At 54.8% G+C, this 26,477-nt stretch carries 23 protein-coding genes; 18 read left to right on the top strand and 5 right to left on the bottom strand.

All coding sequences use genetic code 11. The features are described 5' to 3' along the window. Positions 1 to 60 precede the first annotated feature (60 nt). Positions 61 to 603, bottom strand: a complete 543-nt coding sequence (locus AC3RCL_RS29410; protein ID WP_492533476.1) for a hypothetical protein — start codon at positions 601 to 603, stop codon at positions 61 to 63. A 147-nt stretch (positions 604 to 750) separates the two neighbouring features. On the opposite strand from AC3RCL_RS29410, the gene AC3RCL_RS29405 reads away from it, so the two are divergent. The 8 genes from AC3RCL_RS29405 (at position 751) to argH (ending at position 10,385) form a co-directional block, all read left to right on the top strand. Next, a complete protein-coding gene (locus tag AC3RCL_RS29405) occupies positions 751 to 1,320 on the top strand; it encodes a GNAT family N-acetyltransferase (RefSeq protein ID WP_492533474.1) in 570 nt (189 codons plus the stop codon). A 389-nt stretch (positions 1,321 to 1,709) separates the two neighbouring features. After that, complete coding sequence (gene argC / locus AC3RCL_RS29400; protein WP_492533471.1) at positions 1,710 to 2,765, top strand: N-acetyl-gamma-glutamyl-phosphate reductase; 1,056 nt, start codon at positions 1,710 to 1,712, stop codon at positions 2,763 to 2,765. A gap of 18 nt (positions 2,766 to 2,783) precedes the next feature. Continuing rightward, positions 2,784 to 4,010 carry a bifunctional glutamate N-acetyltransferase/amino-acid acetyltransferase ArgJ gene (argJ, locus tag AC3RCL_RS29395; RefSeq protein ID WP_492533470.1) on the top strand — a complete coding sequence of 409 codons (1,227 nt, stop codon included), beginning with the start codon at positions 2,784 to 2,786 and terminating at the stop codon, positions 4,008 to 4,010. Positions 4,011 to 4,042: 32 nt separating this feature from the next. Continuing rightward, positions 4,043 to 4,879, top strand: a complete 837-nt coding sequence (gene argB, locus AC3RCL_RS29390) for an acetylglutamate kinase (RefSeq protein WP_492533468.1) — start codon at positions 4,043 to 4,045, stop codon at positions 4,877 to 4,879. A gap of 253 nt (positions 4,880 to 5,132) precedes the next feature. Next, a complete protein-coding gene (gene argD, locus AC3RCL_RS29385) occupies positions 5,133 to 6,350 on the top strand; it encodes an acetylornithine transaminase (protein WP_015737701.1) in 1,218 nt (405 codons plus the stop codon). Between the two features lie 58 nt (positions 6,351 to 6,408). Next, positions 6,409 to 7,365, top strand: coding sequence for an ornithine carbamoyltransferase (gene argF / locus AC3RCL_RS29380; RefSeq protein ID WP_009594235.1), 957 nt, complete (start codon positions 6,409 to 6,411; stop codon positions 7,363 to 7,365). Between the two features lie 106 nt (positions 7,366 to 7,471). After that, a complete protein-coding gene (locus AC3RCL_RS29375) occupies positions 7,472 to 8,704 on the top strand; it encodes an argininosuccinate synthase (protein WP_015737700.1) in 1,233 nt (410 codons plus the stop codon). Positions 8,705 to 8,969: 265 nt separating this feature from the next. Next, positions 8,970 to 10,385: an argininosuccinate lyase gene (argH, locus tag AC3RCL_RS29370; protein WP_304148678.1), complete on the top strand. Its 1,416-nt coding sequence runs from the start codon at positions 8,970 to 8,972 to the stop codon at positions 10,383 to 10,385. A 202-nt stretch (positions 10,386 to 10,587) separates the two neighbouring features. On the opposite strand, the gene AC3RCL_RS29365 is transcribed toward argH, so the two are convergent. Beyond that, positions 10,588 to 11,361 (bottom strand): alpha/beta hydrolase, encoded by a 774-nt coding sequence (locus tag AC3RCL_RS29365; RefSeq protein ID WP_492533464.1) that lies wholly within the window; start codon positions 11,359 to 11,361, stop codon positions 10,588 to 10,590. A gap of 416 nt (positions 11,362 to 11,777) precedes the next feature. On the opposite strand from AC3RCL_RS29365, the gene AC3RCL_RS29360 reads away from it, so the two are divergent. Beyond that, positions 11,778 to 12,506 carry a polymer-forming cytoskeletal protein gene (locus AC3RCL_RS29360; RefSeq protein WP_145039242.1) on the top strand — a complete coding sequence of 243 codons (729 nt, stop codon included), beginning with the start codon at positions 11,778 to 11,780 and terminating at the stop codon, positions 12,504 to 12,506. 66 nt (positions 12,507 to 12,572) lie between these two features. Continuing rightward, the gene (locus tag AC3RCL_RS29355; protein ID WP_492533462.1) at positions 12,573 to 13,313 is read left to right on the top strand and encodes a hypothetical protein; all 741 of its coding nucleotides are present in this window, start codon (positions 12,573 to 12,575) and stop codon (positions 13,311 to 13,313) included. A 73-nt stretch (positions 13,314 to 13,386) separates the two neighbouring features. Here the strand turns inward: AC3RCL_RS29355 and AC3RCL_RS29350 are convergent, their stop codons facing one another. Next, on the bottom strand, positions 13,387 to 14,823 hold the full coding sequence (locus tag AC3RCL_RS29350) for a VanW family protein (RefSeq protein ID WP_192570431.1): 1,437 nt from the start codon (positions 14,821 to 14,823) through the stop codon (positions 13,387 to 13,389). Positions 14,824 to 15,029: 206 nt separating this feature from the next. Here AC3RCL_RS29350 and ftsE point away from each other — a divergent pair, with 206 nt between their 5' ends. The 5 genes from ftsE (at position 15,030) to AC3RCL_RS29325 (ending at position 20,928) form a co-directional block, all read left to right on the top strand. Next, positions 15,030 to 15,716 carry a cell division ATP-binding protein FtsE gene (gene ftsE, locus AC3RCL_RS29345; protein ID WP_015737694.1) on the top strand — a complete coding sequence of 229 codons (687 nt, stop codon included), beginning with the start codon at positions 15,030 to 15,032 and terminating at the stop codon, positions 15,714 to 15,716. Further along, positions 15,706 to 16,614 carry a permease-like cell division protein FtsX gene (gene ftsX, locus AC3RCL_RS29340; RefSeq protein WP_015737693.1) on the top strand — a complete coding sequence of 303 codons (909 nt, stop codon included), beginning with the start codon at positions 15,706 to 15,708 and terminating at the stop codon, positions 16,612 to 16,614. Before ftsE ends, ftsX begins: the two co-directional genes overlap by 11 nt. Positions 16,615 to 16,641: 27 nt before the next feature. After that, entirely contained in the window at positions 16,642 to 17,910 is a 1,269-nt protein-coding gene (locus tag AC3RCL_RS29335; RefSeq protein WP_192570432.1) for a murein hydrolase activator EnvC family protein, read from the top strand. A gap of 130 nt (positions 17,911 to 18,040) precedes the next feature. Next, positions 18,041 to 19,513: a S41 family peptidase gene (locus AC3RCL_RS29330; protein ID WP_015737691.1), complete on the top strand. Its 1,473-nt coding sequence runs from the start codon at positions 18,041 to 18,043 to the stop codon at positions 19,511 to 19,513. 92 nt (positions 19,514 to 19,605) lie between these two features. Continuing rightward, positions 19,606 to 20,928, top strand: coding sequence for a PDZ domain-containing protein (locus AC3RCL_RS29325; protein ID WP_213580632.1), 1,323 nt, complete (start codon positions 19,606 to 19,608; stop codon positions 20,926 to 20,928). A gap of 79 nt (positions 20,929 to 21,007) precedes the next feature. Here AC3RCL_RS29325 and AC3RCL_RS29320 read toward each other — a convergent pair whose 3' ends face one another. Both AC3RCL_RS29320 and AC3RCL_RS29315 read right to left on the bottom strand, forming a co-directional pair. Further along, positions 21,008 to 21,658: a response regulator gene (locus AC3RCL_RS29320; protein ID WP_492533458.1), complete on the bottom strand. Its 651-nt coding sequence runs from the start codon at positions 21,656 to 21,658 to the stop codon at positions 21,008 to 21,010. Between the two features lie 48 nt (positions 21,659 to 21,706). Beyond that, entirely contained in the window at positions 21,707 to 22,867 is a 1,161-nt protein-coding gene (locus AC3RCL_RS29315; RefSeq protein ID WP_492533456.1) for a sensor histidine kinase, read from the bottom strand. A gap of 182 nt (positions 22,868 to 23,049) precedes the next feature. Here AC3RCL_RS29315 and AC3RCL_RS29310 point away from each other — a divergent pair, with 182 nt between their 5' ends. The 3 genes from AC3RCL_RS29310 to AC3RCL_RS29300 are packed head-to-tail and all read left to right on the top strand — an operon-like array spanning position 23,050 to position 26,382. Further along, positions 23,050 to 23,997, top strand: a complete 948-nt coding sequence (locus AC3RCL_RS29310) for an ABC transporter ATP-binding protein (protein ID WP_277747184.1) — start codon at positions 23,050 to 23,052, stop codon at positions 23,995 to 23,997. A gap of 47 nt (positions 23,998 to 24,044) precedes the next feature. Beyond that, complete coding sequence (locus tag AC3RCL_RS29305; protein WP_375121444.1) at positions 24,045 to 25,226, top strand: ABC transporter permease; 1,182 nt, start codon at positions 24,045 to 24,047, stop codon at positions 25,224 to 25,226. Then, a complete protein-coding gene (locus tag AC3RCL_RS29300; protein WP_277747182.1) occupies positions 25,219 to 26,382 on the top strand; it encodes an ABC transporter permease in 1,164 nt (387 codons plus the stop codon). The genes AC3RCL_RS29305 and AC3RCL_RS29300 overlap by 8 nt, the downstream gene beginning before the upstream one ends. Positions 26,383 to 26,477: the final 95 nt, after the last annotated feature.

Below are 26,477 nucleotides of genomic sequence, written 5' to 3'. Positions count from 1 at the left end.
CCATTCGTCAGACAGCGTAGTCTGAGCAGGGGTTACTTCTTTTTTTATGTAATGGGATCGTTACCGACGGATCTGAACCAGCGTAATCTTTGACTTCGAGGTGTCCGCCATGAAGGAGATGCGGGTCTTGCCGAAAGTGTAGACCATCTCGTATGCCTCTTCCATGTCGTTATAATACATTTCGTAGGCGCTGCCTAAATGCTTTTTGACGTCCGCAAAGGTTTGGTCCGGGAAGCCTTCTTTACCTATCAACAAACACCACATGCCGTTTGAGCCTGTATAAGGGTTTTCGAAATTAAATCCGGCATACGAAATATTTTTGAATTTCCAAAACTCGCCGCCGTAGTGGTAGAATGAACTCACAGGTTTTCCCAATTTGGAGGCGATCTGATTTTCGGTCATGCCTAATTGGACGCCGCCAAAGCCTGGGATGACTCCTTTTTTCAAATAAGCCGCCGTGTTCTTGTTGAGGATTAACATTGGCGCAGGTTTGGTTTTTGCTTGGGTGGTTGAAGCGGCAGCGAAACTGGGATGAGGAGCCTGCCACGTGAGGCAGATCAGTAAGAGAAAACATAATAGGCCCGTCGTTCTTTTGAATATCATGGTTTTACCTCCAGGAATCTAAGTTGTAGGAACATATTTCCCTAAGAGGATTATATCAAAGCACCGTTTAGGTCGATAGACTTATTTATTAGGTTAAAAGTAATAGGGAGCGTGAAGTCTTAGTTTATAGAACAGGGGGAGTTACGAATGGAAATCGAACAGATCTACGGCAGTTTGCCGGTGCTGGAAACCGAACGTCTGCGCCTTCGCAGAGTATCGATGCAGGATGCCGATCAGATGTATGCCTATGCCTCAGACGATGAGGTGGCGAAATACGTTACTTGGGAGACCCATCGCTCGATCGATGACAGCAAGCGGTTTATTCAATCCATACTGGCTCAGTATGCCAAGCATGATATTGCCCCGTGGGGGATCGAGCTGAAGGAGAGCGGGAGACTGGTCGGGACGGTTGATTTTGTATGGTGGAAGCCCGAGCAGCAGGCCGCGGAGATCGGTTATGTGCTTGCACGGGATTGTTGGGGACAAGGCATCATGACCGAAGCGGCCTCTGCGCTGCTCAAGCTTGGTTTCGGCCGTATGGAGCTTGTACGCGTGCAGGCTCGATGTTTGGTGGAGAATATCGGCTCTCAGCGCGTAATGGAGAAGATCGGCATGTCCTATGAGGGGACGGTGAGGAAGGGGATCAAGGTTAAGGGGCAGCATTGGGACCTCAAACTCTATTCCATTCTGAAAGAAGAGTTCGATCCATCTCGATAGACATTGCCTCGGAGCTCGTTAGCAGTTTGGACCAAATTTGAATAATCCATTGTATTTATATGAATACGGTCGTATAATAATACATATTTATGAGACGGATAAAGTCAATGAATACCTTGGAAGCACATATCGCTTTTGACGCAGGAAACGGAACGCTTCCGAAGAAGTTCATGACCAGCCTGACTACTTCTTGAAGCAAAATGATACCAAGAATCATCAGCGGACACGCGTGGTTTTTGATACCCAACATAGGATGAAGAGGGAATTTAGACGGCGGCATGGCTCGATCGGAAGAAGGAAACGGAAGAGCATGGGGTAGAGATGAAGGATGGATGAATGGGACCTTGCATAAGGTCCTTCAGCTGTTCCTTGGGGAGAGGGATGAGGATATGACGGACACAAATACAGTAAGAGTTGCTATTGTTGGATCTACCGGCTACGGTGGCGTGGAACTGATCCGCTTGCTGCAAGCGCACCCGCGCGTTGAGATTACATCGGTAATCTCTTCATCGACGGCAGGCGTACCGATATCGGACGGATTTCCGCATTTGACCAATATCATCACACGTAACCTGGATGGCGTTAACCCGGCGGAAATCGCCGAGGTGGCCGACTTGGTATTTGCGGCTACGCCTTCGGGCGTCAGTGCCAAGCTGGTACCGGAGTTGCTGGATGCAGGCTTGAAGGTCATTGATCTCTCGGGCGATTTTCGCTTGAAAGATGGAGCCGTATATGAACAGTGGTATAAACACACGGCTCCGAGCGCGGAGCTGTTGGAAAAGGCCGTATATGGCCTGTGCGAAGTGTTTGGCGAAGAGGTCCGCGATGTGGATTTCATCTCCAATCCGGGCTGTTATCCGACCGCGACGCTGCTGGGTCTGATTCCGGCCATCAGCGCGGGCTGGATCGATGCTGCATCCCTTATTATCGACGCCAAATCCGGCGTGTCCGGTGCAGGACGGGGAACGAGCCTGATGACGCATTATGCCGAAATCAACGAGAACTTCAAAGCCTACAAGGTGAATAAGCATCAGCATATTCCCGAGGTCGAGCAGGTATTGACGCAGGTAGCGGGCGAACCGATTACGGTCACCTTTACGACGCATCTGGTACCGATGACGCGGGGGATCATGAGCACCATGTATGCCACGCTGAACGGTCCTTACACGGAAGAGGATTTCATTGAACTGTACCGCCAGTATTTCAAGGATCGTAAATTTGTGAGAATCCGCGACCTGGGCGTATGGCCTGCAACAAAAGAAGTCAGCGGGTCGAACTTCTGCGATATCGGCTTTGCGGTGGATGCGCGCACGAACAGGGTGACCATTATATCGGTCATTGATAATGTGGTGAAGGGTGCGGCCGGGCAGGCGATCCAGAACCTGAATTTGATGATGGGATGGGAGGAGAGCCTCGGACTTACGTTTACGCCGATTTATCCGTAAGCGGCTGGGGATACAGACATGGGAGAGAATACGTTTGCGATTATCGATGGGGGCAGCATCGTAACGCCGCAAGGCTTCAAGGCTGCCGGGCTCCACTGTGGACTTAAGAAGACCGACCGTAACGACCTGGGTGTCATTGTATGCGATGTGCCTGCCGTGGCGGCTGCCGTCTATACGACGAACCTGTTCCAAGCGGCACCGCTGAAGGTAACGCGTGAAAGCTTAGAGGACGGCAAGCTTCGCGCGATTGTCGTGAACAGCGGGAATGCCAATGCCTGCACGGGCAAGCAGGGCGAAGAGGATGCTTACACGATGCGCGCCGATACGGCTGCGCAATTCGGCCTGGACGTGAACGATGTGGCCGTTGCTTCGACGGGTGTCATCGGGGAGCTGCTGAAGATGGACCGAGTATCCTCCGGTATTGCCGGCTTGCCTGCACGGCTCAGCGGCGAAAGCGAAGGGGCTGAAAGCTTCAGCCAAGCGATTTTGACAACCGATCTGGTAAAAAAGGAAGCCTGCGTTACCGTACAGGTTAACGGCACGAAGGTGACCATCGCCGGCACGGCGAAGGGATCGGGGATGATTCATCCGAACATGGCGACCATGCTCGGATTCATGACGACGGATGCGGTCATTGGTCAGGAAGCGCTGCAGCAGCTGCTGCGCCAAACGACCAACCTGACCTTTAATATGATTACGGTGGACGGCGATACAAGCACCAACGATATGCTGGTTGCGATGGCCAGCGGCCTGGCGGGGCATGACGTGTTAACGCCGGAGCATCCGGATTGGGATGCATTCGCAGCCGGCTTCCACTATGTGTGCCAGCAGCTGGCGAAGGCAATCGCGCGTGACGGAGAGGGAGCTTCCCGCTTGATCGAGGTTCGCGTGGACGGCGCCGAAAGCGACGATGACGCGCAAGCGATCGCCAAGACAATCATCGGCTCCAGCCTGGTCAAGTCGGCGGTGTTCGGTGCGGATGCCAACTGGGGACGGATCATTGCGGCTGTGGGACGCGCAGGCCGTCCGGTCAATCCGGAGACGGTGGATATTGCCATTGGCCCGATTTCGGTGCTGGAGCAGTCAAGGCCCGTTGCTTTTGACGAAGATGCGGCGCTGGCTTACCTTCAAGGCGACACCGTGGATATCGACGTGAAGCTGCATATCGGCAGCGGGTCGGCTACGGCTTGGGGCTGTGATTTAACCTATGACTATGTCCGCATTAATGCGGCTTATCGTACTTAGATAACTAAAAAATCAGGACGGAGGAGATGGATATGAAGAGCACGATCGATCAGGAGAATTCGCAGCCAGTTCATACCTCAAGCACGGATACGTTTGTGATGAAATGCGGCGGCAGCACGCTCGCGGCCCTTCCGGACAGCTTCTTCGAGGATTTGAAGAATCTGCAGGATAAGGGGGTTAACCCTGTTATCGTGCACGGCGGCGGTCCCGCAATTTCCGGCAACCTGGAGAAACTCGGTATCGAGACCGAGTTTGTGAACGGTCTGCGCAAGACGACGGAGGATGTTCTGGACGTCGTGGAGATGGTGCTTGCGGGCACCATCAATAAACAGATCGTACGACGGATTCAAAGCGTGGGCGGTTCTGCCATCGGCTTGTCCGGTTCGGACGGCGGGCTGATCGAGGCCAAACCGGTAACGAACCATGCGGAGGTTGGCTGGGTCGGCGACGTTACGCTGGTGAAGTCATCGATCCTGAGCGGCGTGCTGGAGATGGGGTACATGCCGGTGGTTGCGCCGATCGGCGTGGATCCATCCGGTCAGCGCTATAACATCAATGCCGATACCGCAGCTGGTGCCGTGGCTTCTCATCTGGGCGTTAACCGGATGATCGTTGTCACCGACGTGCCGGGGATCATGAAGGGATCGGGCGGCGAGAAGCGGGTGCTTCCGACCGTGACGGTGCAGGAGATCGAGGATATGATTGGAACGGGCGAAATCTATGGCGGCATGATACCGAAGGTAAGAGCAGCCATCAGCTGCATTCACGGCAAAGTGAGCGAGGTCGTCATCGTGGACGGAAGCGAGCCGAACGTGCTGAGCCGGGTGCTTGGAGGCGAAGTGCTGGGCACGCGCATCGTGCGGATGTAGATTTAGATTCGAGATTGTAGAATATAACGGCTTCAACGGAGAAGGTGGAATTGTTCTGGAGAAGCAGCGCGGTCGCCTTTGCCTCCGGAATTTATCCTTGATTACATGATTCCATGAAAATCTGTGGGCAACAGGGATCGGAGGAATGATCCGAATTCGCAGTGCTGGTTAAGCTTAATGGATGTTCATATCGTAGGACGGTTCAAACGTGAAACACGAAGCAATGCCAAATGCAAAGGAGTGTGTGAAGGCTATGGGAAAAGAAGCAGCAGGCGGTATCAAGGCAGCTAATGAAAGCTCGTTGTTCCAAACGTACGCCAGATACCCAATCGCCCTGGTCAAAGGGGAGGGCAGCTGGCTATGGGATGATCAAGGCAACAAGTATCTTGATTTTATGGCCGGTCTGGCGGTAACGAATCTCGGCCATGCCCCGGTAAAAGTGAAAGAGAAGCTGAAAGCCCAGCTGGATGAATTGTGGCATGTCTCGAACCTGTTCCACATTCCGGGCCAGGAAAAAGCAGCCGAGCTGCTGACAGCCAACACCTGCGCGGATGCGGTCTTCTTCTGCAACAGCGGGGCCGAAGCGAACGAAGCTGCCATTAAGCTGGCACGCCGCTACCATCAGAAGGTGAAGGGAACGGGACGCTACGAGGTCATTACGTTTACCCAGTCCTTCCATGGTCGGACGCTGGCTACGCTGACGGCCACCGGCCAGGATAAGGTGAAGGAAGGCTTCCTCCCGCTTCCGGCAGGCTTCAAAAGCGTTCCCCTGCATGACCTTCCGGCGCTGGAAGCAGCCATTAACGACAATACCGCAGCCATCATGATCGAGATGGTGCAGGCGGAGGGCGGCGTGCATCCGGTGGAACCGGAATTCCTTCAAGCCGTCACCGGGCTGTGCAAGAAGCACGGACTGCTGCTGATCGTGGACGAGGTGCAAACGGGCATGGGCCGGACCGGCAAGCTGTTTGCGCACGAGCATTACGGCATCGAGCCGGATATTTTCACCGTGGCCAAAGGGCTCGGCTCCGGGTTCCCGGTAGGCGCGATGCTGGGCAAGGCTTACTTGCGCGAAGCCTTCACGGCAGGAAGCCATGCCACGACGTTTGGCGGCACGCCGATTGCCAGCGCCGTCATCCAGGCCACCATCGAGACGATGCTGGAGGACGACGTGCCGCAGCGCGCGGCCGAAGCCGGAGAATATTTGATGACGAAGCTGAATGAGAGCCTGGGCAATCATCCTTTTGTGAAGGCGATCCGGGGGAAAGGCCTGCTGATCGGCATCGAATGCGTCGAACCGGTTGGCGAGCTGGTGCTGAAAGGACAGAGCCGCGGGCTGCTGTTCGTAACGGCAGGACCGAACGTGATCCGGCTGCTTCCGAATCTGTACGTTACGAAACAAGAGATCGACCAAGCGGTGTCGATCGTTACGGAACTTATACATGAACATACGGCGGTTAGCCAAGCATAGAAGAATCGTGCAGCAGCATTACGGACAATAACAGCATGGTTAAGGAGGACTGAAGAATATGGCCGCTAGCGGACAATTGAAGGAATTAAGCCTGAAAGGGCGGGATATGATCGAGCTGGACGAATACTCGACGGAAGAGATTCAGTTCTTGCTCGATTCGGCAATCGAGATCAAGCGCAAGCAGAAGAACGGCGAAGTCTATCAGCCGCTGAAAGGCAAGACGATCGGCTTGATTTTTGAGAAGTCGTCCACGCGGACGCGGGTGTCGTTCGAGGCTGGGATGTTCCAACTGGGCGGACATGCGCTCTTTTTGAGCAAAAACGATATTCAGCTCGGACGCGGCGAGCCGATCAGCGATACGGCACAGGTGATGTCCCGTTATCTGGACGGCCTGATGATCCGTACCTTCGGGCACGACAACGTGGTCAACCTTGCGAAATATGCTTCGATTCCGGTCATCAACGGCCTGAGCGACATGGCGCATCCATGTCAGGTACTGGCTGATTTGCAGACGGTGCTGGAGCACAAGGGCAAGCTGAAGGGCCTCAAAATGGCCTTTATCGGCGATGGCAACAACATGGCGCATTCGCTCCTGATCGGCGGTGCCAAAATGGGCATGCATGTGGCCGTGGCCAGTCCGAAGGGCTATGAGGCAGATGCCAGCATCGTGAAGCTGAGCGAGGAAATCGCGGCGCAAACGGGCGGCAAAATCACGATTACCCAAGACCCGCTCGAAGCCGCGAAGGATGCGGACGTGATCTACACGGATGTATGGGCAAGCATGGGCTTTGAAGAGGAGCAGGCACAGCGGGAAGCCGCTTTTGCGGACTACCAGGTAAACGAAGAGCTGGTGAAAGCGGCGAAGCCGGATTACTTGTTCCTGCATTGCCTCCCGGCCCACCGCGGCGAAGAGGTCAGCGAAGGCGTGATCGACGGTGCCAATTCCGTCATTTTCGATCAGGCCGAGAACCGTCTCCATGCCCAGAAGGCTTTGATGGTTGCTTTGATGGCATAGAGCCGCCGATGACCAGCGAACATTCTCTATGAAAATGCGTCAATGGACGTTATCTTTAGTATAATGAAGGACAGGGTTGTTAGTAACAAAGAGAGGGAGTTAAACCATGGCAAAACAAAAAATCGTATTGGCGTATTCCGGCGGTCTGGATACGTCCGTCATTCTGAAGTGGCTGAAAGAAACCTACGATGCGGAGATCATTGCCTTCACGGCCGATATCGGCCAGAAGGAAGAGCTGGACGGACTTGAGGAAAAAGCGCTGGCGACCGGCGCCTCCAAAGTGTACATCGACGATCTGCGCGACGAATTTGCGAATGATTTCATCTTCCCGATGTTCCAGGCGGGTGCCATGTACGAAGGGCAGTACCTGCTCGGCACCAGCATCGCGCGTCCGTTGATCGCGAAACGCATGGTGGATATCGCACGTGCCGAAGGCGCGACGGCAATTGCGCACGGCGCTACGGGCAAAGGGAACGACCAGGTTCGTTTTGAGCTGGGCGTAGCCGGCTTGGCACCGGACATTGAAGTGATCGCGCCTTGGCGCATCGAGGAGTTCCGAAACTCCTTCCCGGGACGCGCGGAGATGATCGCTTACGCGGAAGCGCACGGCATTCCGGTAACGGCATCCGCTGCGAAATCCTACTCCATGGACCGCAACCTGCTCCATATCAGTTACGAGAGCGGTGTGCTGGAGGACCCTTGGTTCGATGCAAGCGCGGAGGACAGCAAGGATATGTACCTTCTTAGCGTATCGCCTGAGGATGCGCCGGATGAGGCGGAATACCTCGAGCTTACGTTCGAGCAAGGGAATGTCGTTGCGCTGAACGGCGAGTCGATGAGCCCGCTGCAAGTGATGGAGAAGCTGAACGAGCTGGGCGGCAAGCACGGCATCGGTCGCGTGGACATGGTGGAGAACCGCTTCGTCGGCATGAAGAGCCGCGGCGTCTATGAGACTCCTGGCGGCACGATCCTGTTCACTGCTCATCGCAAAATGGAGTCCATCACGATGGACCGTGAAGTGATGAACCTGCGCGACAGCCTGATTACCCGCTACAGCACCTTGGTTTATAACGGCTTCTGGTTTGCGCCGGAGCGTCTGGCATTGCAGGCGCTGGTGACCGAGAGCCAGAAGAACGTTACGGGTACGGTGCGCGTGAAGCTGTACAAAGGCAATGTGATCGGCGCAGGGGTGAAGAGTCCGGTGAGCCTGTACAACCCGGACATCGCTACGATGGAAGCCGATCCGACCCAAGCTTACGATCAAGGCGACGCTACCGGCTTTATCCGCTTGAACGCATTGCGTTTGAAAGTGGCAACCGGCGTGAATCAGAATCAATAAAACAGTCTGAGGGCCCGTGTAACGGAACAAGTGCATCGGATAGAGCGCGGTAACAACGCGGCCGAAGGATACATGATATGATGCCTTATGTCTTATATCCGGTAATTGATCGAATATAAGCGTATGGATATGGACGTACTAGTAAAGAACAGGCTGAAGGCCGTTTTCATGCTGGAGAGCTCCGTCGATTCTCGTGCAACGGGATGAACGGGACCTCTTAAGCGGGAAGCGGCCCTCTGCCTTAAATCAGAGAGGGGCAAGTGTTGTGAGCAAGTTATGGGGCGGACGCTTTACGAAGCAGACCAACGCATTGGTGGAGGAATATACGGCATCCATCGGTTTTGACAAGCAGCTGGCCGAGGAGGACATCCAGGGAAGCCTTGCGCATGTGTCCATGCTGGGCAAATGCGGCATCGTGCCGGCGGAAGACGTGGAGACGATCAAGGCAGGATTGGGCAAAGTGCTGGAACGCATCCGTGAGGGCAGCATCGAGTTCTCCGTATCGGATGAGGATATCCATATGAACATCGAGAAGAATCTGATCGAGGAAATCGGACCTGTCGGCGGCAAGCTCCACACGGGCCGCAGCCGCAACGACCAGGTGGCAACGGACATGCACTTGTATTTGCGCAACCGCGTCGTGGCGTTGACCGGCATGCTGCACGAGCTGCAGACCGCGTTGATTGGGCAAGCGAAGGATAACCTGGATACGATTATCCCGGGGTATACGCATCTGCAGCGGGCGCAGCCGATTCTGTTCGCGCATCATCTGATGGCTTACGTGTCCATGTTCCAGCGGGATATCGATCGTCTGATCGACAGCTATAAGCGCATTAACGTGCTTCCGCTTGGGGCAGGCGCGCTTGCGGGCACGACGTTCCCGATCGACCGCCATTTCGTGGCGGAGCAGCTCGGTTTCGACGGCGTTTACGAGAACAGCCTGGATGCGGTCAGCGACCGCGACTTTATCCTGGAATTCCTCTCGGATGCTTCCATCATCATGATGCATTTGTCCCGCCTGAGCGAGGAGCTGGTGCTCTGGAGCAGCACCGAGTTCAACTTCGTCGAGCTGGATGATGCGTTCTGCACGGGCAGCAGCATTATGCCACAGAAGAAGAATCCAGACGTGCCGGAGCTTGTCCGCGGCAAAACCGGACGGGTATACGGCAACCTGATGGGCCTGCTCACCGTGCTGAAGTCGCTGCCGCTTGCTTATAACAAGGACATGCAGGAAGACAAAGAGGGCATGTTCGACACGGTGGCTACGCTGGAAGGCGCATTGCAGCTGTTCGCCCCGATGATTGCCACGATGAAGGTCAACAAAGGCCGCATGCGCGAAGCGGTGAACACCGACTTCTCGAATGCAACGGACATTGCGGACTTCCTGGTCGGCAAAGGGCTTCCTTTCCGCCAGGCACACGAAGTGATCGGCAAGACCGTATTGTACTGCATTCAGAACAACAAATACTTGCTGGACCTGACGCTAGACGAATTCAAGCAGTTCTCCGAGCTGTTCGACGACTCCATCTATGGCGTGCTTCAACCCGAGACGGTGGTCAATGCGCGTAACGTTTACGGCGGTACGGCAACCGAGCAGGTGAAGGCGGCGATTGACCGCAGCGTGCAGACCCTTCAGGTCACGGAAGAATGGCTGGGTCTCCGTCAGGGGAATGTAGAGTAAGGATACAGAAAACTTGGCATAGCAAAAATAAAGGTGGATCGGCAAATGTTACATTTGCTGATCCACCTTTTGTTGTGTAACGATGAGATCCGTTGAATGGGGATTGCCTAAAATCCTCTCACGAAGAGAAGTACACCTAGTACATCCCATGGAACCGGGAATGTACCGCCGGCACGTTCATGGCGTGCGTATTAGGGGTTCATCAGGCTTTCAACGGAAGCCATTTCAGAACATCCTGGATGTGGGTATCCCAATATCCCCAATCGTGGCCGCCCGGCCCTTCCTGATACGTGAAATCCAGGGAGGTTGCTTCGCAGGCTTTGCGGAACGCTTGATTGTCTTCATAGAGGAAGTCCTCCGTACCGCAGCATTGATACAGTAGCGGCTTCGGCCCCTCCGAGCGGTCCATTTCCTGAAGCAGCCACAACAGGTCGTTGTCGGTGCCGGTAATGTCCCGATCTCCGTAGATTAAACGATGCTCAAACAAAGCCTCGTTCCTATTAACATGACCCGCCATATCGAGCGCGCCCGACAGGCTGGCAGCAGCGGCGAAGGATTCGGGACAGCGAAGGGCCAGCTTGAACGCTCCGTACCCGCCCATGGACAACCCGGCGACGAAGTTATCTTCCCTCGCGTGGGATAACGGGAAGAAGGAACGGGCGATGGCCGGCAGCTCCTGGCTGATAAAGGTCCAGTATTTGCCGCCGTATTCCATGTCCGTATAGAAGCTGCGATGCACTTGCGGCATAACGACGGCAATGCCCATCTCGGCCACGTAGCGTTCGATGGAGGTTCTGCGCAGCCAGATGGAATCGTCGTCGGACAGGCCGTGCAGGAGGAAGAGCGTCGGATGCAGACCGCTTTTGGCATGATTCGTCATGCCGATTTGTGAAGAGGTTTGCTGAGGGAGAATGACGGTCATGGACGTGCTGAGACCGAGCACCTCTGAGTAAAAGTGACATTGCATAAGAGCCATGGATTATGTATCCCCTTTCATTTTTGAAAATGAGAGATCAAAAAAACGAGCCTATTAGGATCATATCACAATCGATCTCCCTTGCTACAAGTAAATCTAAGTCATCTTCTGCGGCGGGCGAGAACGGATTTAAAGTCTGCTGCGTTCGGAAGCTTCGCCATTCTCCAGGACTTAAAGGCCGTCAGCGCCGGAATTGAAACGGATGGGAGGGGCCCGTGCGTAAAACGCCTCGGTCTTCAGACCGAGGCGAGGTTCAGCCATCGGGCTGTTCTATGATGGGCTGCGTTGTGTTATGTTAGAGGGAGATTATGGCTCCATCTGGTGGAGGATTCAATAGCATTGAATTAGAAGTTCAGCGAGTGTCCAGTTAAGATATAGTATGATGATCCTATTTGTGAATCTGGAGGAGTATGCTCATGATACCACATGACGATAAACTGTCCGATCTGAAGATTACGGGAACCGGCAGCTCAAGCGGCGGCCAATACGGCAAGGTGCGGATCGATGGTGCCGGTCAGGTGAATGGAGATCTGGACTGCCGGGAATTAACAGGCAACGGAACGATGAGTTTGAACGGCGACGTAGCTGCCGACAAGATTCGCGTGAACGGTTCGGGAACCATTAAGGGGACGGTGGATGCGGAGGAGCTGCATGTAGCCGGCAGCCTGAGCGTGAAGAGAGGCGTGCGCAGCCGATCCATTTTTATCGGGGGGCATTGCAGCATTCACGGTGATTCCGAATCGAAGAGGCTTGATGTAACCGGAAACCTGAGAAGCCATGGTGACGTGCGGAGTGAGACGGCCACGTTTCATGGGGGCTTCAAGATCGATGGCCGCCTGCATGTAGGAACAGCGGATATTCGGCTGTTGGGCCGCTGCCTTGCGCAGGAAATCGTCGGAGACCGGATCACGATCCGCAAAAAAGGAAAGCGTCTCTGGGAGATGCTGTCCCTGCCATTACGGGGAACGCGGCTGGAGGCACGCATTATTGAGGGCGATGTCCTGGATCTAGAGTATGTCGAAGCCGATATCGTCCGCGGCAACCGGGTGATTCTCGGCCCAGGGTGCGAGATTCGGCAAGTGGAATACCGGGATGAATTGACGCAGCATCCGGAAGCCCAGGTCAGAGCATCCCGGCGGTTTTAAGTTTTAAGGGCGACATTGGGCCAAACATCCGGGCATAGGCCGAATAGATGGCAAGGAGGCAGCGATATGGTGCATAACGGAACAGCCGTAGATAGACCCGGTGTTTCCATAACGGGTGACGGTGTCGTTGGCGGCGGTATGGTCGGCAAGCTTCGGATAAACGGTGAAGGCGTCATTCATGGCGACACGGATTGCCATCTGCTAAGCTGCAACGGGAGCGCGGTCATAAACGGAAGCCTGCTCGGAAGGCAGGCTAGAGTGAACGGCCATGTGAAGGTGTCCCATCATGTCCAGATGGAGCACGTCCGGGTGAATGGAAGCTTGGATGCCGGCGGAAGCGTTAGGATCAGCCGCATCGGAATCAATGGCGGCTTGAGCACGGGAGCCGATCTGTTTGCGGTCAAAGGCGTCGTGAACGGTACCCTGGATGTTGGCGGCAACCTGGAAGCCGAAGAGATGACGGTCCGCGGCATACTACGCGTGAGCGGGTCCGTGATAGCTCGGGAATTGACGCTGAGGCTCGTTGCGCAAGCCTCGCGCGTCAACGAACTCCGAAGCCGCACGGTCTTCGTAGCTCCAACGGTGCTGGCCAAATGGTTCCGTTCCTCACGGATCGGATATCTGAATGCCGAGCTGGTTGAAGGCGAGGATATTCGTCTGGAGAATACGAGCGCGGCCATTGTCAGGGGCAGTAGAGTCCATATCGGAAAGGGTTGCTCCATCGGCCGGGTGGAATATACCGAGACGTTCAGCGCAGATGCCCAGGCGGAAATCGGAAGCTATTATAAAATCGATGCACGACATTAAAATAACGGCAAGGAAAACAGCCCGTATTCGCGATTCGATTCGCGAATGCGGGCTGTTTCGTGCCAGCTTCGATTTACGGGGCGCTGATACCGTCCTCAACGACTTCCTCTTTGGGCGTTTCGTTCGCATCCGGCAGCGGGACCTCGTTGGTCGGATTGATGGCAACGATGCTGTTCTGGGGACGGTAGGTATCCTTGGATATTTTCACGTTCTCCACGACTTTCCCGTTCACTTTCTTGGTTCGGTAGGTTTCTACCACATAGCCTGGTTTCCCGTTCTGAACCACCTGCTTCAATCCCGGCGGCAGCGAGTTGTTGTGGATGACCTTTTCCGGCGAAGGCAGGGTTTCAATCGTGGTGGATACCAGCTCGTATTCCGTATTTTCCGGGAACGTGCCGAACATCTTCAGCGTTAAATTGCCGTGCGATACCTCGGACAGGATAAGCAGGTGCTTGCCTGTATTGTTCCGGAAGCGAAAGTTGATCGCCCCTTCGGCAAAGGTGGCGTCCTGTCCCTTGGGCAAGTAGCTGACCGGAAGGGAATGATTCCGCCTTTCGGTGATCTCCAGCCCGATCAGCAGGGCGGCATGATACACCGTGCTGGATACCTGGCAGATCCCGCCCCCGATACCGGGCACCAGCTTGCCGTTCACGATGACGGGAGCTTCCTCAAATCCATACTCCTTCTTCGCAACATCTATGATATGAGCATAATTGAACTCATCGCCGGGCTTCAGAATCATGCCGTCCACGGCTTTGGCGGCAGCGGTTACGTTATGTACGCGTCCGGGCCCGCTGGATCCAAGACCGGTGGAGAATTCAACGATTTTTCGCTCAATGCCCTCGTCCTGCAGCGACTTTACGGTAACGGGGGGCTTTTGACGGATAAGAGGCAGCTGCACCGCAATGGCTTCTTCCGGATACGGTTCCGTGAAGTGGGACTCGTTCGGAAGCGCTGCGCTGAACCCTTCATAGAACGCAGGCCAATCGATGCGGTACGCGGTTTTCTCCGGGGTATACCGGACCACATCGTCATCGGAAATGCTCCGCACTGCGTTGACAGGCTCTCCAAAGCGTTCTTTTTGCCAGTCTTCGTTTAACCGCCCTTTCAATACGTCGCGATTCCAGTCGGTGGATATATGCCATTCCAGCTGAAACTGCCGCCGGTAAAGAACCTGTTCCCATAGCGATCCTTCGGACAGCTTGGCAATGGCTTCTTTGAAATCGGCTGCGCTGAACCGAACGCCGGCTTCTTGGAGACTGAAGCTTTCCGTGCGCCCTTTGAGGGCCTCCGACTCCAGCGTCACCTTGATGCTTGTCATGGCGTGGAGCCGCTGTTCCAGCTCGGACAATACCTCGTCGGCGGGTTGCCCCCCTACCTGCCAGCCGGAGAGAACGACTCCCTTCGGCAGCTCCTTTTGGTTCGCGTACATCGTCAATAGACCGAAACCGACGGAGAGGAGAAGAGCGATACTGATGACAAAGATGAGACCGAGATGAATTTTTTTCATTTGAAACCACCTTCTTAACTTCGTATTGGCCGCAGTACATGCACTTGTTCATGTATATGTCACGGTGGGCTCAAACTTTCGGGTACTCAAAAGGTAACAAATTTGTTACAATAGACGATGTCGTGAGGATTTTTCTTGGATTTTAAAGGAATTCGATGGAAACTGTCGAAAGTATAATGGCTAATTATGGATTGGGAAGTGATGAAGTGATCGAAATGCAGGACGTATGGAAGACTTATCCAAGCGGCGCCCATGCGCTTCAAGGAGTTTCCGTTACCATTAACCGCAATGAATTCGTCTATGTTGTCGGACCGTCGGGTGCCGGCAAATCGACATTCATGAAACTTATCTATAGAGAAGAAGTGCCGACCAAAGGCCAAATTTCCGTTAACGGATTTAATATCGGGAAGCTGAAGCAGCGCAAAATCCCCTATGTTCGCCGAAATATCGGGGTTATTTTTCAGGACTATCGTCTGCTGCCCAAGCTGACTGCTTACGAAAATGTAGCTTTTGCCATGGAGGTTATCGAAGCGCCGCAGCGTCTCATCAAGAGACGGGTTATGGAGGTGCTGGATCTGGTGGGCCTGAAAGCCAAGGCGAACCGCGAGCCTTCCCAGCTCTCCGGCGGAGAGCAGCAGCGGATCGCAATCGCCAGGGCGATCGTGAACAACCCGTCCGTCATTATTGCGGACGAGCCTACGGGCAACCTGGACCCGGAAACCTCCTGGGGCATCATGCAGTTGCTGGACGAAATCAATTTCAGGGGAACCACCATCGTAATGGCTACCCACAACAGGGATATCGTGAACACGATGCGTAAGCGCGTACTTGCGATTGAGCACGGACAGATCGTCCGCGACCAGCAGAGAGGAGAGTACGGGTATGAATTTTAGAACCTTCTTGCGGCACTTGCGGGAAGGGGCGAAGAGCGTTTTCCGGAATGGGTGGATGTCGGTCGCATCGATTACGTCCATCGTGGTGTCATTATTTATACTGGGCGTTTTCATGCTGTTAGTCATGAATGTGAACGCATTAGCCGATAAAGCAGATAGCAATGTGCAAATCAATACGTACTTGAATCTCAATGTGGACGAGAAGCTGCGCGAAACCATCAAAGGCGAGATCGAGGCCATGCCGGAAGTCAACGCCATCAAATTCGTGTCCAAGGAAGAGGGCATGAAGGAGCTTGAGGAAAGCCTCGGTTCCGAATGGGTGGAAGGCTTCAGCGAAGCGGACCAGAATCCGCTTCCGGACGCATTCGAGGTTTCCGTTATCGAACCGACCACGGTTGGGTTCGTTGCCGACAAGATTACCGCGCTGAACGAGAAGTATGCGGAAGAGCCGATCCTGCGCGTCAAGTACGGGGAGGGCACGGTAGAAACCTTGTTCAAGATTACGAAAACGGTGCGGAATATCGGCTTTATTTTCGTAGCGGGACTCGGCTTGATGTCCATGTTTCTGATTTCGAACACCATTCGGGTAACGATTTTGGCCCGTCGCCGCGAGATCGGCATCATGAAGCTTGTCGGCGCGACCAACAACTTCATCCGCTGGCCGTTCTTCGTGGAAGGAGCCATGATCGGCCTCTTGGGCTCGATCATTACGGTTACGCTGCTGTTTATAGGCTACAATCGCCTGTACGCCGCGTCGCAGACGGATTTGACGCTGGCGCAGAGCCTGATTCCATTGGGAGATCTGTGGCTGCTGCTCGGGACCATCATCGTGGCCCTTGGCATCGTCATTGGCATTTGGGGCAGCACCATGTCGATACGTAAATTTTTGAAAGTATAAAACAAGGTAAAGGATGGGGAGCGAAACTTGAAGAAAATCGCCGCAGGAGTAGCAGCCTTATTACTGGCCACTGTTATGATCCAACCGACCGTCGGACAAGCCGAGAAGAAGACTTCAGCCGATGTAGACAAAGAGCTGAGGGTGCTTCAGGAGCAGGTCAAGAAAGCGCGGGCGCAGAAGAGCAAGGCTGCGGATGATAAACAAGAAGCCCAGCATTATAAGAATAAAACGACGAAGAACCTGAAATACGTAATGGAGCAAATCAGCATCGTCAGCAATGAATTGACGAAGATTTCCGTCAAGATCGAGGAGACGGAGGATTTGCTGAGAACAACGACCAAGGAGCTTGAAGCGGCGGAGGAGCGCATCGCCTCCCGCGAGAAGCTGCTGGAATCCCGGATTCGCCTCATCTATATGGATGGGCAAGTATCGTATCTGGATGTGCTGCTCTCCGCAACCAGCTTCAGCGATTTTATTGAGCGTGCCGATTCCTTGAAGACCATCGTCGATCAGGACCAGGATTTGCTGGTGCAGCATAAGCAGGACAAGCTGCTGGTTATCGACAAGAAGAAAGAACTAGAAGGGCAGTACGCAACCGCCAAGGATCTGTACGGCCAGATGGAGGACCGCAAGAGCATCCTGAACGAGAAGGAACAGGAGAAGCGCGTTCTGCTGGCCCAGTACGATCAGGATATCGAGGATGCGGACATCTTGACCGAAGAACAGGATAAAATGTTGGTTGCCCTGGCAAGCAAGCGTTCGGACCTGCAGAAGGAAAAGAATAAGCTTGCCGCCGAAGAAGCGGCCCGTAAAGCGGCGGCTGCCAAAGCGGCGGCGGCGAAGAGAGCGAAGGCGACAACCCTCGGCGGCAGCAAAGGCGGCGGCGGGTATACCGGCAACGGCGGACCGTTTGCGATACCGGTCTCCGGAGCCAGACTCTCCTCCGGTTACGGACCGCGCGTCCATCCGGTAACGGGCGAGGTTGGCAAGATGCACACGGGTCAGGACTTCGCGGTTCCGCAAGGGACCGAGATCCGGGCAGCCGAGAGCGGCACCGTCATCTTGGCCGAGTGGTGGAGCGGTTACGGAAACTGTGTTATTGTTGATCATGGGGGCGGCGTATGGACCTTGTATGGGCATATCCGCAATGGCGGCATTAAAGTCAGCGAAGGCGACAAGGTGTCCAGAGGGCAGAAGATTGCCGAAGTAGGCTCCACGGGTCAGAGCACGGGACCGCATCTTCATTTTGAGGTTCGGGTCAACGGATCGCCGGTGAATCCTTCGCCTTATCTGTAACAGAAATGATGACGCAAACCATATAACCTTCAATACCGCTGTATAAATATTCCCGGCAAGCCAATCATATACTAGGTGGACGGGATTCCCCTGTGTGTTGCAGTTGAAACGTACAAAGGCGGTGAAGTACTTGCTGAAAAAACGAACGGCTGTCTTTCTGGTCATCGCTGCCATGCTGTGCGGCGGACTGTTAACGATGGCTTTGACCCAGCTGCCTGCTCCAAGTCAGACCGGAGACGGCGGCGAGGGATTGCTGGCCAGCATCGCGAACAGGAATGGACTGGAGCAGTCTGAAGCGAAGAAACTGGGGACAGCGATTGACCTCATCGAAAGCAATTATTACAAGGATATCGATCGGTCGAAGCTGATCGACGGCGCGATCAACGGGATGATGGAAGCGCTGGAAGATCCGTATTCCAACTATATGGGCAAAGAAACGGCGGCCCAGTTTGAAGAAAGCATTGAGGGCTCCTTCACGGGGATTGGCGCGGAAGTGTCCTCCGTAGACGGCAGCGTCGTCGTTGTATCCCCGATCAAGGGATCGCCTGCGGATAAAGCCGGCATTCGGGCCAAGGATACCATCCTATCCGTCAATGGCGAATCCTTGCAGGGCCTTGAGCTGAATGCGGCCGTTAACAAGATTCGCGGTCCGAAGGGCTCCAAGGCCGTCCTTCAGATCAAGCGGGCAGGATCCGAGCAGCCGATCGAGTATGTTATCGTCCGGGATGACGTCGATCTGGAAACCGTGTCGGCACGGATGGAGAAGGGCGGAATCGGCGTGATCGAGATTTCCCAATTCTCGCTGAATACGGGCGAACGCTTTAAGGAAGAGCTCAAGAAGCTGGAAAGCCAAGGCATGAAGGGACTGCTGATCGACGTCCGGAACAATCCCGGCGGCGTGCTGTCCGTTGTCATTGACATCGCAGAGCAGTTCGTGCCTAAAGGCGAGCTGATCGTTCAGGTCGAAGACAAGGATAAGAAGCGGGAGAAGCATCCTTCCAATGGCGTGGCGAAATCGTACCCGATTACGGTGCTGATGAACAAGGGCAGCGCCAGCGCTTCCGAGATTTTGGCAGGCGCATTGCAGCAGTCCGCCGGAGCTACCCTGATGGGCGAGCACTCCTTCGGAAAAGGGACCGTGCAAACGAGCTTTGACAAACAGTTTGGCGACGGAAGCCTGCTCAAGGTAACCATTGCCAAATGGCTGACGCCAAACGGTACCTGGATCCATGAGAAGGGAATCGAGCCGGATATTAAGGTGTCGCAGCCTGAATACTTTACCGTCGCGCCGATCGATAAGAAGAAAACTTATGCGTACGACACGAACAGCACGGATGTGAAGAACGCGCAGATTATGCTTGAAGCGGTTGGTTACGCGGCAGGACGCACGGATGGTTACTTCGACCGGAATACGGAGAAGGCGGTCAAGAGCTTCCAGAGCAAGCACAAGCTGAAAGCGGACGGCATCATTAACAGCGCTACAGCCGAGGCATTGGAAGCGGCATTGATCGAGAAGATTCAGGATCCGAAAGAGGATAATCAAATGAATCGCGGAATTGCCGAGGTTCGGAAGGAAATCGCCGCTAAGGCGTCGAACAAGTAAGAAGGCTGAACGTTAGCCTTCTTTTTTCTTTGGAGATATCAGAAAGCGTAAACTTCGAAGCATCTTGGAACCGAAAGGAGCGTGGCAAGCCGTTGGAGACATTGAAACAACTGCTGATGTATGGGATAGATGCAGGCATACAACTGCTGACGCAGCCCTTTTATTATATTTCGATTTTGTTTGTCATGCTGTTTTACCGAAGGCAGGTGTTGGTGGAGCGCAAGCTGTTCCATGTGAAGCTGCATTCCTGGGGATTGCAGACCTGGCGTACGTTTCTAGGGGGACTGGCGGCAGGCATCGGCGTGTCCATCGTGGTGGCCTTCTTGGGGATATCATTAAGTCTGGAAGCCATTATATGCATATGGGTGACTTCGCTGATCCTGATGCTGTTTCATATCCGGTACTTATGCTTTGCCTATTCCATCGGTCTGCTTGGGATCATTCAGTTTGTGTTGGGCTGGTTTCCGAATTGGCAGCCGGAAGGCTGGATTCATCAGGTAACGGCAACGATCCTTGGTTTGGACATTCCGGCCTTGCTGGCGTTGTCCGCCGTCCTACATTTTGCGGAAGCTTTGCTGGTAAGGATACAAGGGGCGGGATTTGCCACCCCGCTGTTTCTGGAGGGCAAGCGCGGCAAGCTTGTCGGCGGCTATCATATGCAGAGCTTCTGGCCCCTGCCGTTGTTCCTGCTCGTTCCGGCGGTTGGCGGGGGCAGCGTGCTGCCGTGGACGCCGTTCTTTGGCGGCGATGCTTGGAGTACGGGCTTTACCATGATGGCCCTTCCGGTCGTGATCGGCTTCGGAGAGATGACGCAGAGCATGCTCCCCCAGGAGAAGGCAGGGATCACGTCGAAGCGTCTCATATTCTATGGAGCGATTGTGCTGGCGTTGAGCCTGCTGGCCGAGTGGTGGTCGCCGCTTACCATCGCGGCCGCATTAGCGGCGCTGCTGCTGCATGAAGGCTTGGTATGGTACAGCAGATACGAAGAACAGCAACGCAGCCCGATGTTTGTACATCCGGTACGCGGATTACGCGTTCTCGCCGTGCTGCCGGACAGTCCGGCGAGCGAGCTCGGCATTTTGGCAGGGGAGACGATCCTCAAGGTGAACGGTAAGCTGATTCACAGCAAGGAGCAGCTGCACAGTGCCTTGCGACAGAATCCGGCCTTCTGCAAGCTGGAGGTTCAGAACCATCAAGGGGAGAGCAAATTTCTCCAGCGTGCGATCTACGCCGGGGATCATCATCAGCTGGGAGCTATCGTGGCGCCAGACCCGAGGGATGGCATTGCAGTGGGGTTGAAGCCGGTAAGCTTGATCACGCTGCTGGCGAATAAACTTCATATTCGCAGCAAGCGGGGGGCTTCCGGCAGCAAGACGTCCGGCGGTTCCGAAGAAGCCGGATTCCCTTCATCGTGATACGGCAAACGGGCCTTTGTCCAATATGGACAAGGGCCCGTTTTTTAGCTTCATGCCGTTATGTAATGAATAGGCGGGACTAGCCCTGCACCTTTTTTAAATAAAAGATAGCGATTTGCGTCCGGTCCCGAAGATTCAGCTTGCCCAGTATATCGGTGACGTAGTTTTTGACGGTGCCTTCGCTCAGGTAAAGCTGCGCGGCAATTTCCTTATTGGACAGGCCCTCCGCGATAAGGGCGACGACCTTTTTCTCGGCAGGAGTGAGCCCGAACTGTTCCAGCTCAGCGGATCTCGGGACCGGCTGCGGGGTTGGACGAAGCATGCCGGTCAGCTTGCGGGCGATATCGGGATGTATCAGCATGTTACCGTCATGCACCGTTTTGATCCCCTGGATGATGCGATCGGGCGGAATGTTCTTCAGCAGATAACCGCTGGCCCCGTTCCGCAGCGCCTCCACGATGTAATCATCGTCATCGAAGGTAGTCAGCATCAGCACCCGTACACCAGGGTATCGCTCGCGAATGCGCCGGGTTCCTTCCACGCCGTCGCATACCGGCATCCGGATGTCCATGAGCACGACGTCGGCATGAAGTCCGTCCATCAATAACGATAGTGCCTCCTCCCCGTGTTCCGCGACAGCCAATACTTCGATATCCGGATCCATCCCCACCAACAGTTTCAAGCTTTCCCGAATGAACGGGTCATCGTCTGCAATCAATACGGATATCATGGATAGCCACGATCCTTTCTATAAATTAGGGTCCTGCCGTCGTGCCAGTCACATAATCTCGCGCTTCCGGTAGACAGGCAGCCGGGTGATGACGGTAAAAGGCACGGATTTTCTGACCTCCAGCGTTCCGCCCACCACCTTGGTTCGTTCGAGCATGCCGCCTATCCCGATGCCATGACGGTCTGCCGCAGCGATCGGGTTCGCCTCCTCTTGGACCGTGCCATCGTTGGAGACCTCCATTCGAACTTCCTCGTCTCCGTACTGGAGAAAAATTTGGACCTGCTTGGCCTCGCCGTGGCGTATGGCGTTGGTGATGGCTTCGCGGGCATTTTTGTATAATACCACCTGTTGGCTCGGATAAAGCGGATAAGGAATTCCCTGCAGTACAAGCTCGGTCTCGATTCCGGTCTCCCTGCCGGTCTCCTCCAGCAGCCGATCCAGGGAATAATCGTCCGTGATCCGCCTTGACGGATTCATCTGTTTCACGGCGGTCCGCATCTGCTCCATGCTCTCCCCCAGCTGGTCGCGGATTTGATGGAGCATATCCATGCCCCGGGCGGCATCCTGCGGCACGATATGAAGAGCGGCTTCCATCATCATTTTGACGCGAATCAGCCGATGGCCGATATCGTCATGCAGCTGGCGGGAGATGCGGTTACGCTCCTCGGCCTGCGCCGCGCTTTCCACCTGATGGGCGAACTGCAGCAGCTGCCTGCCTGCTTCGTCCTGCTGGAAATGCAGTCTTTTCAGCTCGTCGTATAAATGAATGTGATCCAATTCCTTCTGGTTCATTTCATGGATGCGGTGGAGTGTGACCGCCAAGAACAGAAACAGCAGATTGGCCGTCGTATGCAGCAGCGCATCGTAATCGGTAATCGCGATGTTGAGCAGCGCAAGGTGACCGAATGCCAGCCACAGCCTGCCAGGCCGCTCGAACAAGGGCAGATAGACGCATAGGGAGGATATGGACAGGAATACCATCATGAAGCCGTATTGGTGGCATAGCCATAGGGACAACGGGATTTCCAGCAGTATGGCTGCTTTCCGGTAAGCAGGCGAAGGCAGGAAACGGCTCAGCACCGCAATCGCCAGAAAAAGCAGGATGTACACCATATACTCCCCGTAATCGTCGAGCTGCTGCAAAAACATGTCCGCTGCGGCGGGCAGGAGAATGAGGCCGTACCTGAGATAGGCAAGTGGAGATGTCACGTGCGATCCAACCCTTTTCCATTGTGAAGTCAAACCGTTCAAACGATTGGCTTCATTATAGCACATGGATGTTTTCGGCAAGGAGATGACTTTCGTCACCCCATAAGGTGACTTCCTCTACCTTCAAAATCCGGCGATTCCAGATAGAATGTAATCAACAGATGGATACGAGGGAAATGGAGATGATGATTATGACGGTCTTTCTGGAGATGAAGGATGTCGTAAAACGATATGGTAGCAAGCTGTCGGTGGATCATATGAACCTGGAAGTGCACGAAGGCGAGATTTTTGGATTATTGGGACCGAACGGAGCGGGCAAGAGCACGTCCATCAATATGATCTGCGGCCTTCTGGCGAAGGATCAGGGCATCATCAAAGTAGACGGTATCTCCATCGAGGAGCAGCCGCTGGAAGTGAAACGGAGAATTGGGCTGGTGCCCCAGGATCTGGCCCTGTACGAAGAGATGACGGCTTGGGATAATGTCGCTTTTTTCGCCAAATTGTACGGCCTGCGCGGCCAGCTGCTGAAGGAACGGGTGGAGGAGGCGCTGGCGTTTGTCGGGCTGCAGGATCGGGCAAAAGAAAGGCCGTCCACCTTCTCCGGGGGGATGAAACGAAGACTGAATATTGCATGCTCGATTACGCATCGTCCGAAGCTGATTATCATGGATGAGCCGACGGTGGGGATTGATCCGCAGTCCCGGAATCATATCCTGGAATCGGTGGAGACGTTGAACCGCATGGGTTCTACCGTTATTTATACAAGTCATTACATGGAGGAAGTTGCCGCGATCAGCGACCGGGTGGCCATCATGGATCAAGGTCATGTTATCGCCTGCGGGACGCAGCAGGAGCTTCGGGCACGCGTGGCGCATGAGGAAAAAATCATTCTTACTGCCGATGGGATCACACCGGATCTGGTGGAGGAGCTGACCATTCACCCGCGCGTTAGGCGCGTGGCGCAGAATGATAACGAGGTCGAAGTCTATGTACCGTCAGCTCAGGATGAGCTGCAGGATATTTTATTCATTTGCAGTAAACACCATACGACGCTTCGCTCCCTGCAGTGCGAGGAGCCGGGGCTTGAAACGCTGTTTCTCAGCCTGACCGGGCGAACGCTTCGCGATTGATCATAACGGACACGAGCAGAGGAATCCATGAAGGAGGAATACCGAAGATGAATACGATGATTATCGCTTGGTTCGAGCTGAAGCGGATGGCCACCAGCCGATCGGTGCTGATCAACCAATTTTTGCTGCCGCTGATCCTTATTTTCATATTGGGAAACGCGCTTTCGGGCTGGTTTGGCAATGATCAGGAATTTAAACAGCCATCGGTCCGAGTGGGATTGGTGTTAGATGCCGAGGCTGGAGGACAGCTGCCGGGGAGCATGCAGACGCTGACCGGCTTGCCGGAGATTCAGGACCTACTGGAACCTGAGGTGGTATCCAGCCGCGAAGAAGCCGAAGAAAAGCTGCGCCGGGGCGAGGTCGATTACGCGGTGGTGATTCCTGCTTCCTTTGATGAACGAATGAGCCAGGGAGCGGATGTGAAGCTTGAGCTGCTACCTGGAAGAGACCGTGATCTAAACCTCGTGGCAGACACTGTCTTCAAGACCTTTATCGCAGATGCCAATCACAAACAGGCGGAGGTAGTCGTTATGGGCGGAGACCAAGTTCTTGCGGCTCAAGCGGCAGCGCCTGTCGATGCGTCGGACGGACCCAACGTTACGATCGGGCAGCTGAGCGAGAAAGGAGCAACGTACTCCGCAGCCCAATATTACGCTGCCTCCATGCTGATCATGTTCTTGCTGTACTCTGGTCTGATGGCCAGCAGCAGCCTGCTGGGCGAGCGGGAAAGCCGGACCTTATATCGCTTGCAAAGCGCGCCCGTTAACCCCGGAACCGTGTTTGCCGGAAAAATTATCGGATCCAGCCTGATTACGCTGGTACAGGCAGCCGCCATCGTCCTTGGATCCATGTGGCTGTACGGCGTTAAATGGGGACCGCACCCCTTGCTGCTCATCGTGGTCTGCGTATTAATCACGTTATCGTCCATGACCATCGCCACGTTCATAACCCTGGTCTCCTCCACGGCGGCTGGAGCCAGAGGGCTGATGCAGGCGATCATTATCGCCATGACGTTTGTCAGCGGAGGGTTTATGCCGCTGCCCGTGGAGTTCTTCCAGAAGCTCGGCGCCTTCACCGTCAACCATTGGGCGATGCAGAGCATGCTGCGGATGATGCTGAACAGCGACGTGCATTTGATTGTCACATGCGTTGGCATGCTGGCGGCCATTACCGCGGCCCTGTCGGCTGCAGCCATGATTACGTACAGGAAGGTGGGATACCATGCATAGCTTAACCATTGCCTGGCATATGGTGAGACGGACGCTCGGGCGAAAGAGAGGCTGGATCGTTTACCTGCTGGTTCCTTGCGTAGTGGTCACCTTGACGGTGTTTCTCATGGGGCAGACCACGGCCGCGAGCATTCTGGTCACTTACGTGAACGAGGATGAGGGACCTGCAGGGCGGTACTTGATGAATGAACTGGAGCGGAGCGGCCAATACGTGCTCAAGGAGTCCGGGTCCGAGAATATGCTGAGGGAAGACCTGGTGGAGAATAAAAGCACGGTGGGCGTTTATATTCCGCAGGGGTTCAGCGACGGATTAATAGAAGGCCAACGGCCGGCAGTTAAAATATACGAAGTCTCCACCTCGGAGGCCTCGGTAATGATCCGAATGACGGCGGACTCCGCGGTTACGCGCCTGAGCGGTACGGCCGCCTTGATCCGGGAAACCTCGGAGCCGGACGCGGATCGTATGCTGGCGCTGCAAGAGGTGCTCAAGCAATCCGCGCTGAATCGGGTGGATACCGAGGTCACGGATCTGAATCTATATGCGAAGCCGGGACTCTCGAACGTAACGGGATTTACCCTGATGTTCATGATGACCCTTATCTCCAGCGTGGTGTCGATGATGATTGATGACCGCAGGCAGCGAACGCTGTCCCGCATGTATACGGCGCCGGTACGCGCCTATCAGATCGCTTTAGGTAATTTTCTGGGCAGCCTGGTGGTCGGCTCGCTGCAGGTGGTCATCGTGCTCGTGCTCAGCCGGTATGTCCTTCGTTACGATTACGGAGTTCCGTTCGTGCTGCATTTCCTTATTCTGATGGCCTTTATGCTCGTATCGTTAGGCGTGGCAAGCACGGTCGCGGGGCTGATCCGGAACGGGCAAAATGCGGCCATGATCAATTCCATGATCGTCACGCCGACCTGCATGCTGGGCGGGTGCTTCTGGCCGCTTGCCATCATGCCGGAATTCATGCAGAAGATCGCCAATTTCATCCCGCAAAAATGGGCCATTGAGGCGGTGGAGACCGCTGCTACGGGCGGCACGTTATCCGACATCGCACTGCCGCTTGCCGTGCTGGGCCTGATGGCAATCATTCTGCTGGCCGTCGGTTCCGCTGTCCTGCGGCCGAGCGAGAGCGGGGTTGGGCACGGCGCTTAAATTATTCGCTCCAGGAGTTCCTCCGTAATAAAGCTCTTGAAGCTTCGACCGGAGGTTGCATATCCTGGTGCCGTATCGTGAGGCCCAGGTTTGTT

This window comes from Paenibacillus sp. MT86 (assembly GCF_058792535.1).
The sequence above is the reverse complement of the archived record's forward strand: the minus strand, read 5'-3'. Positions and strand labels throughout refer to the sequence as shown.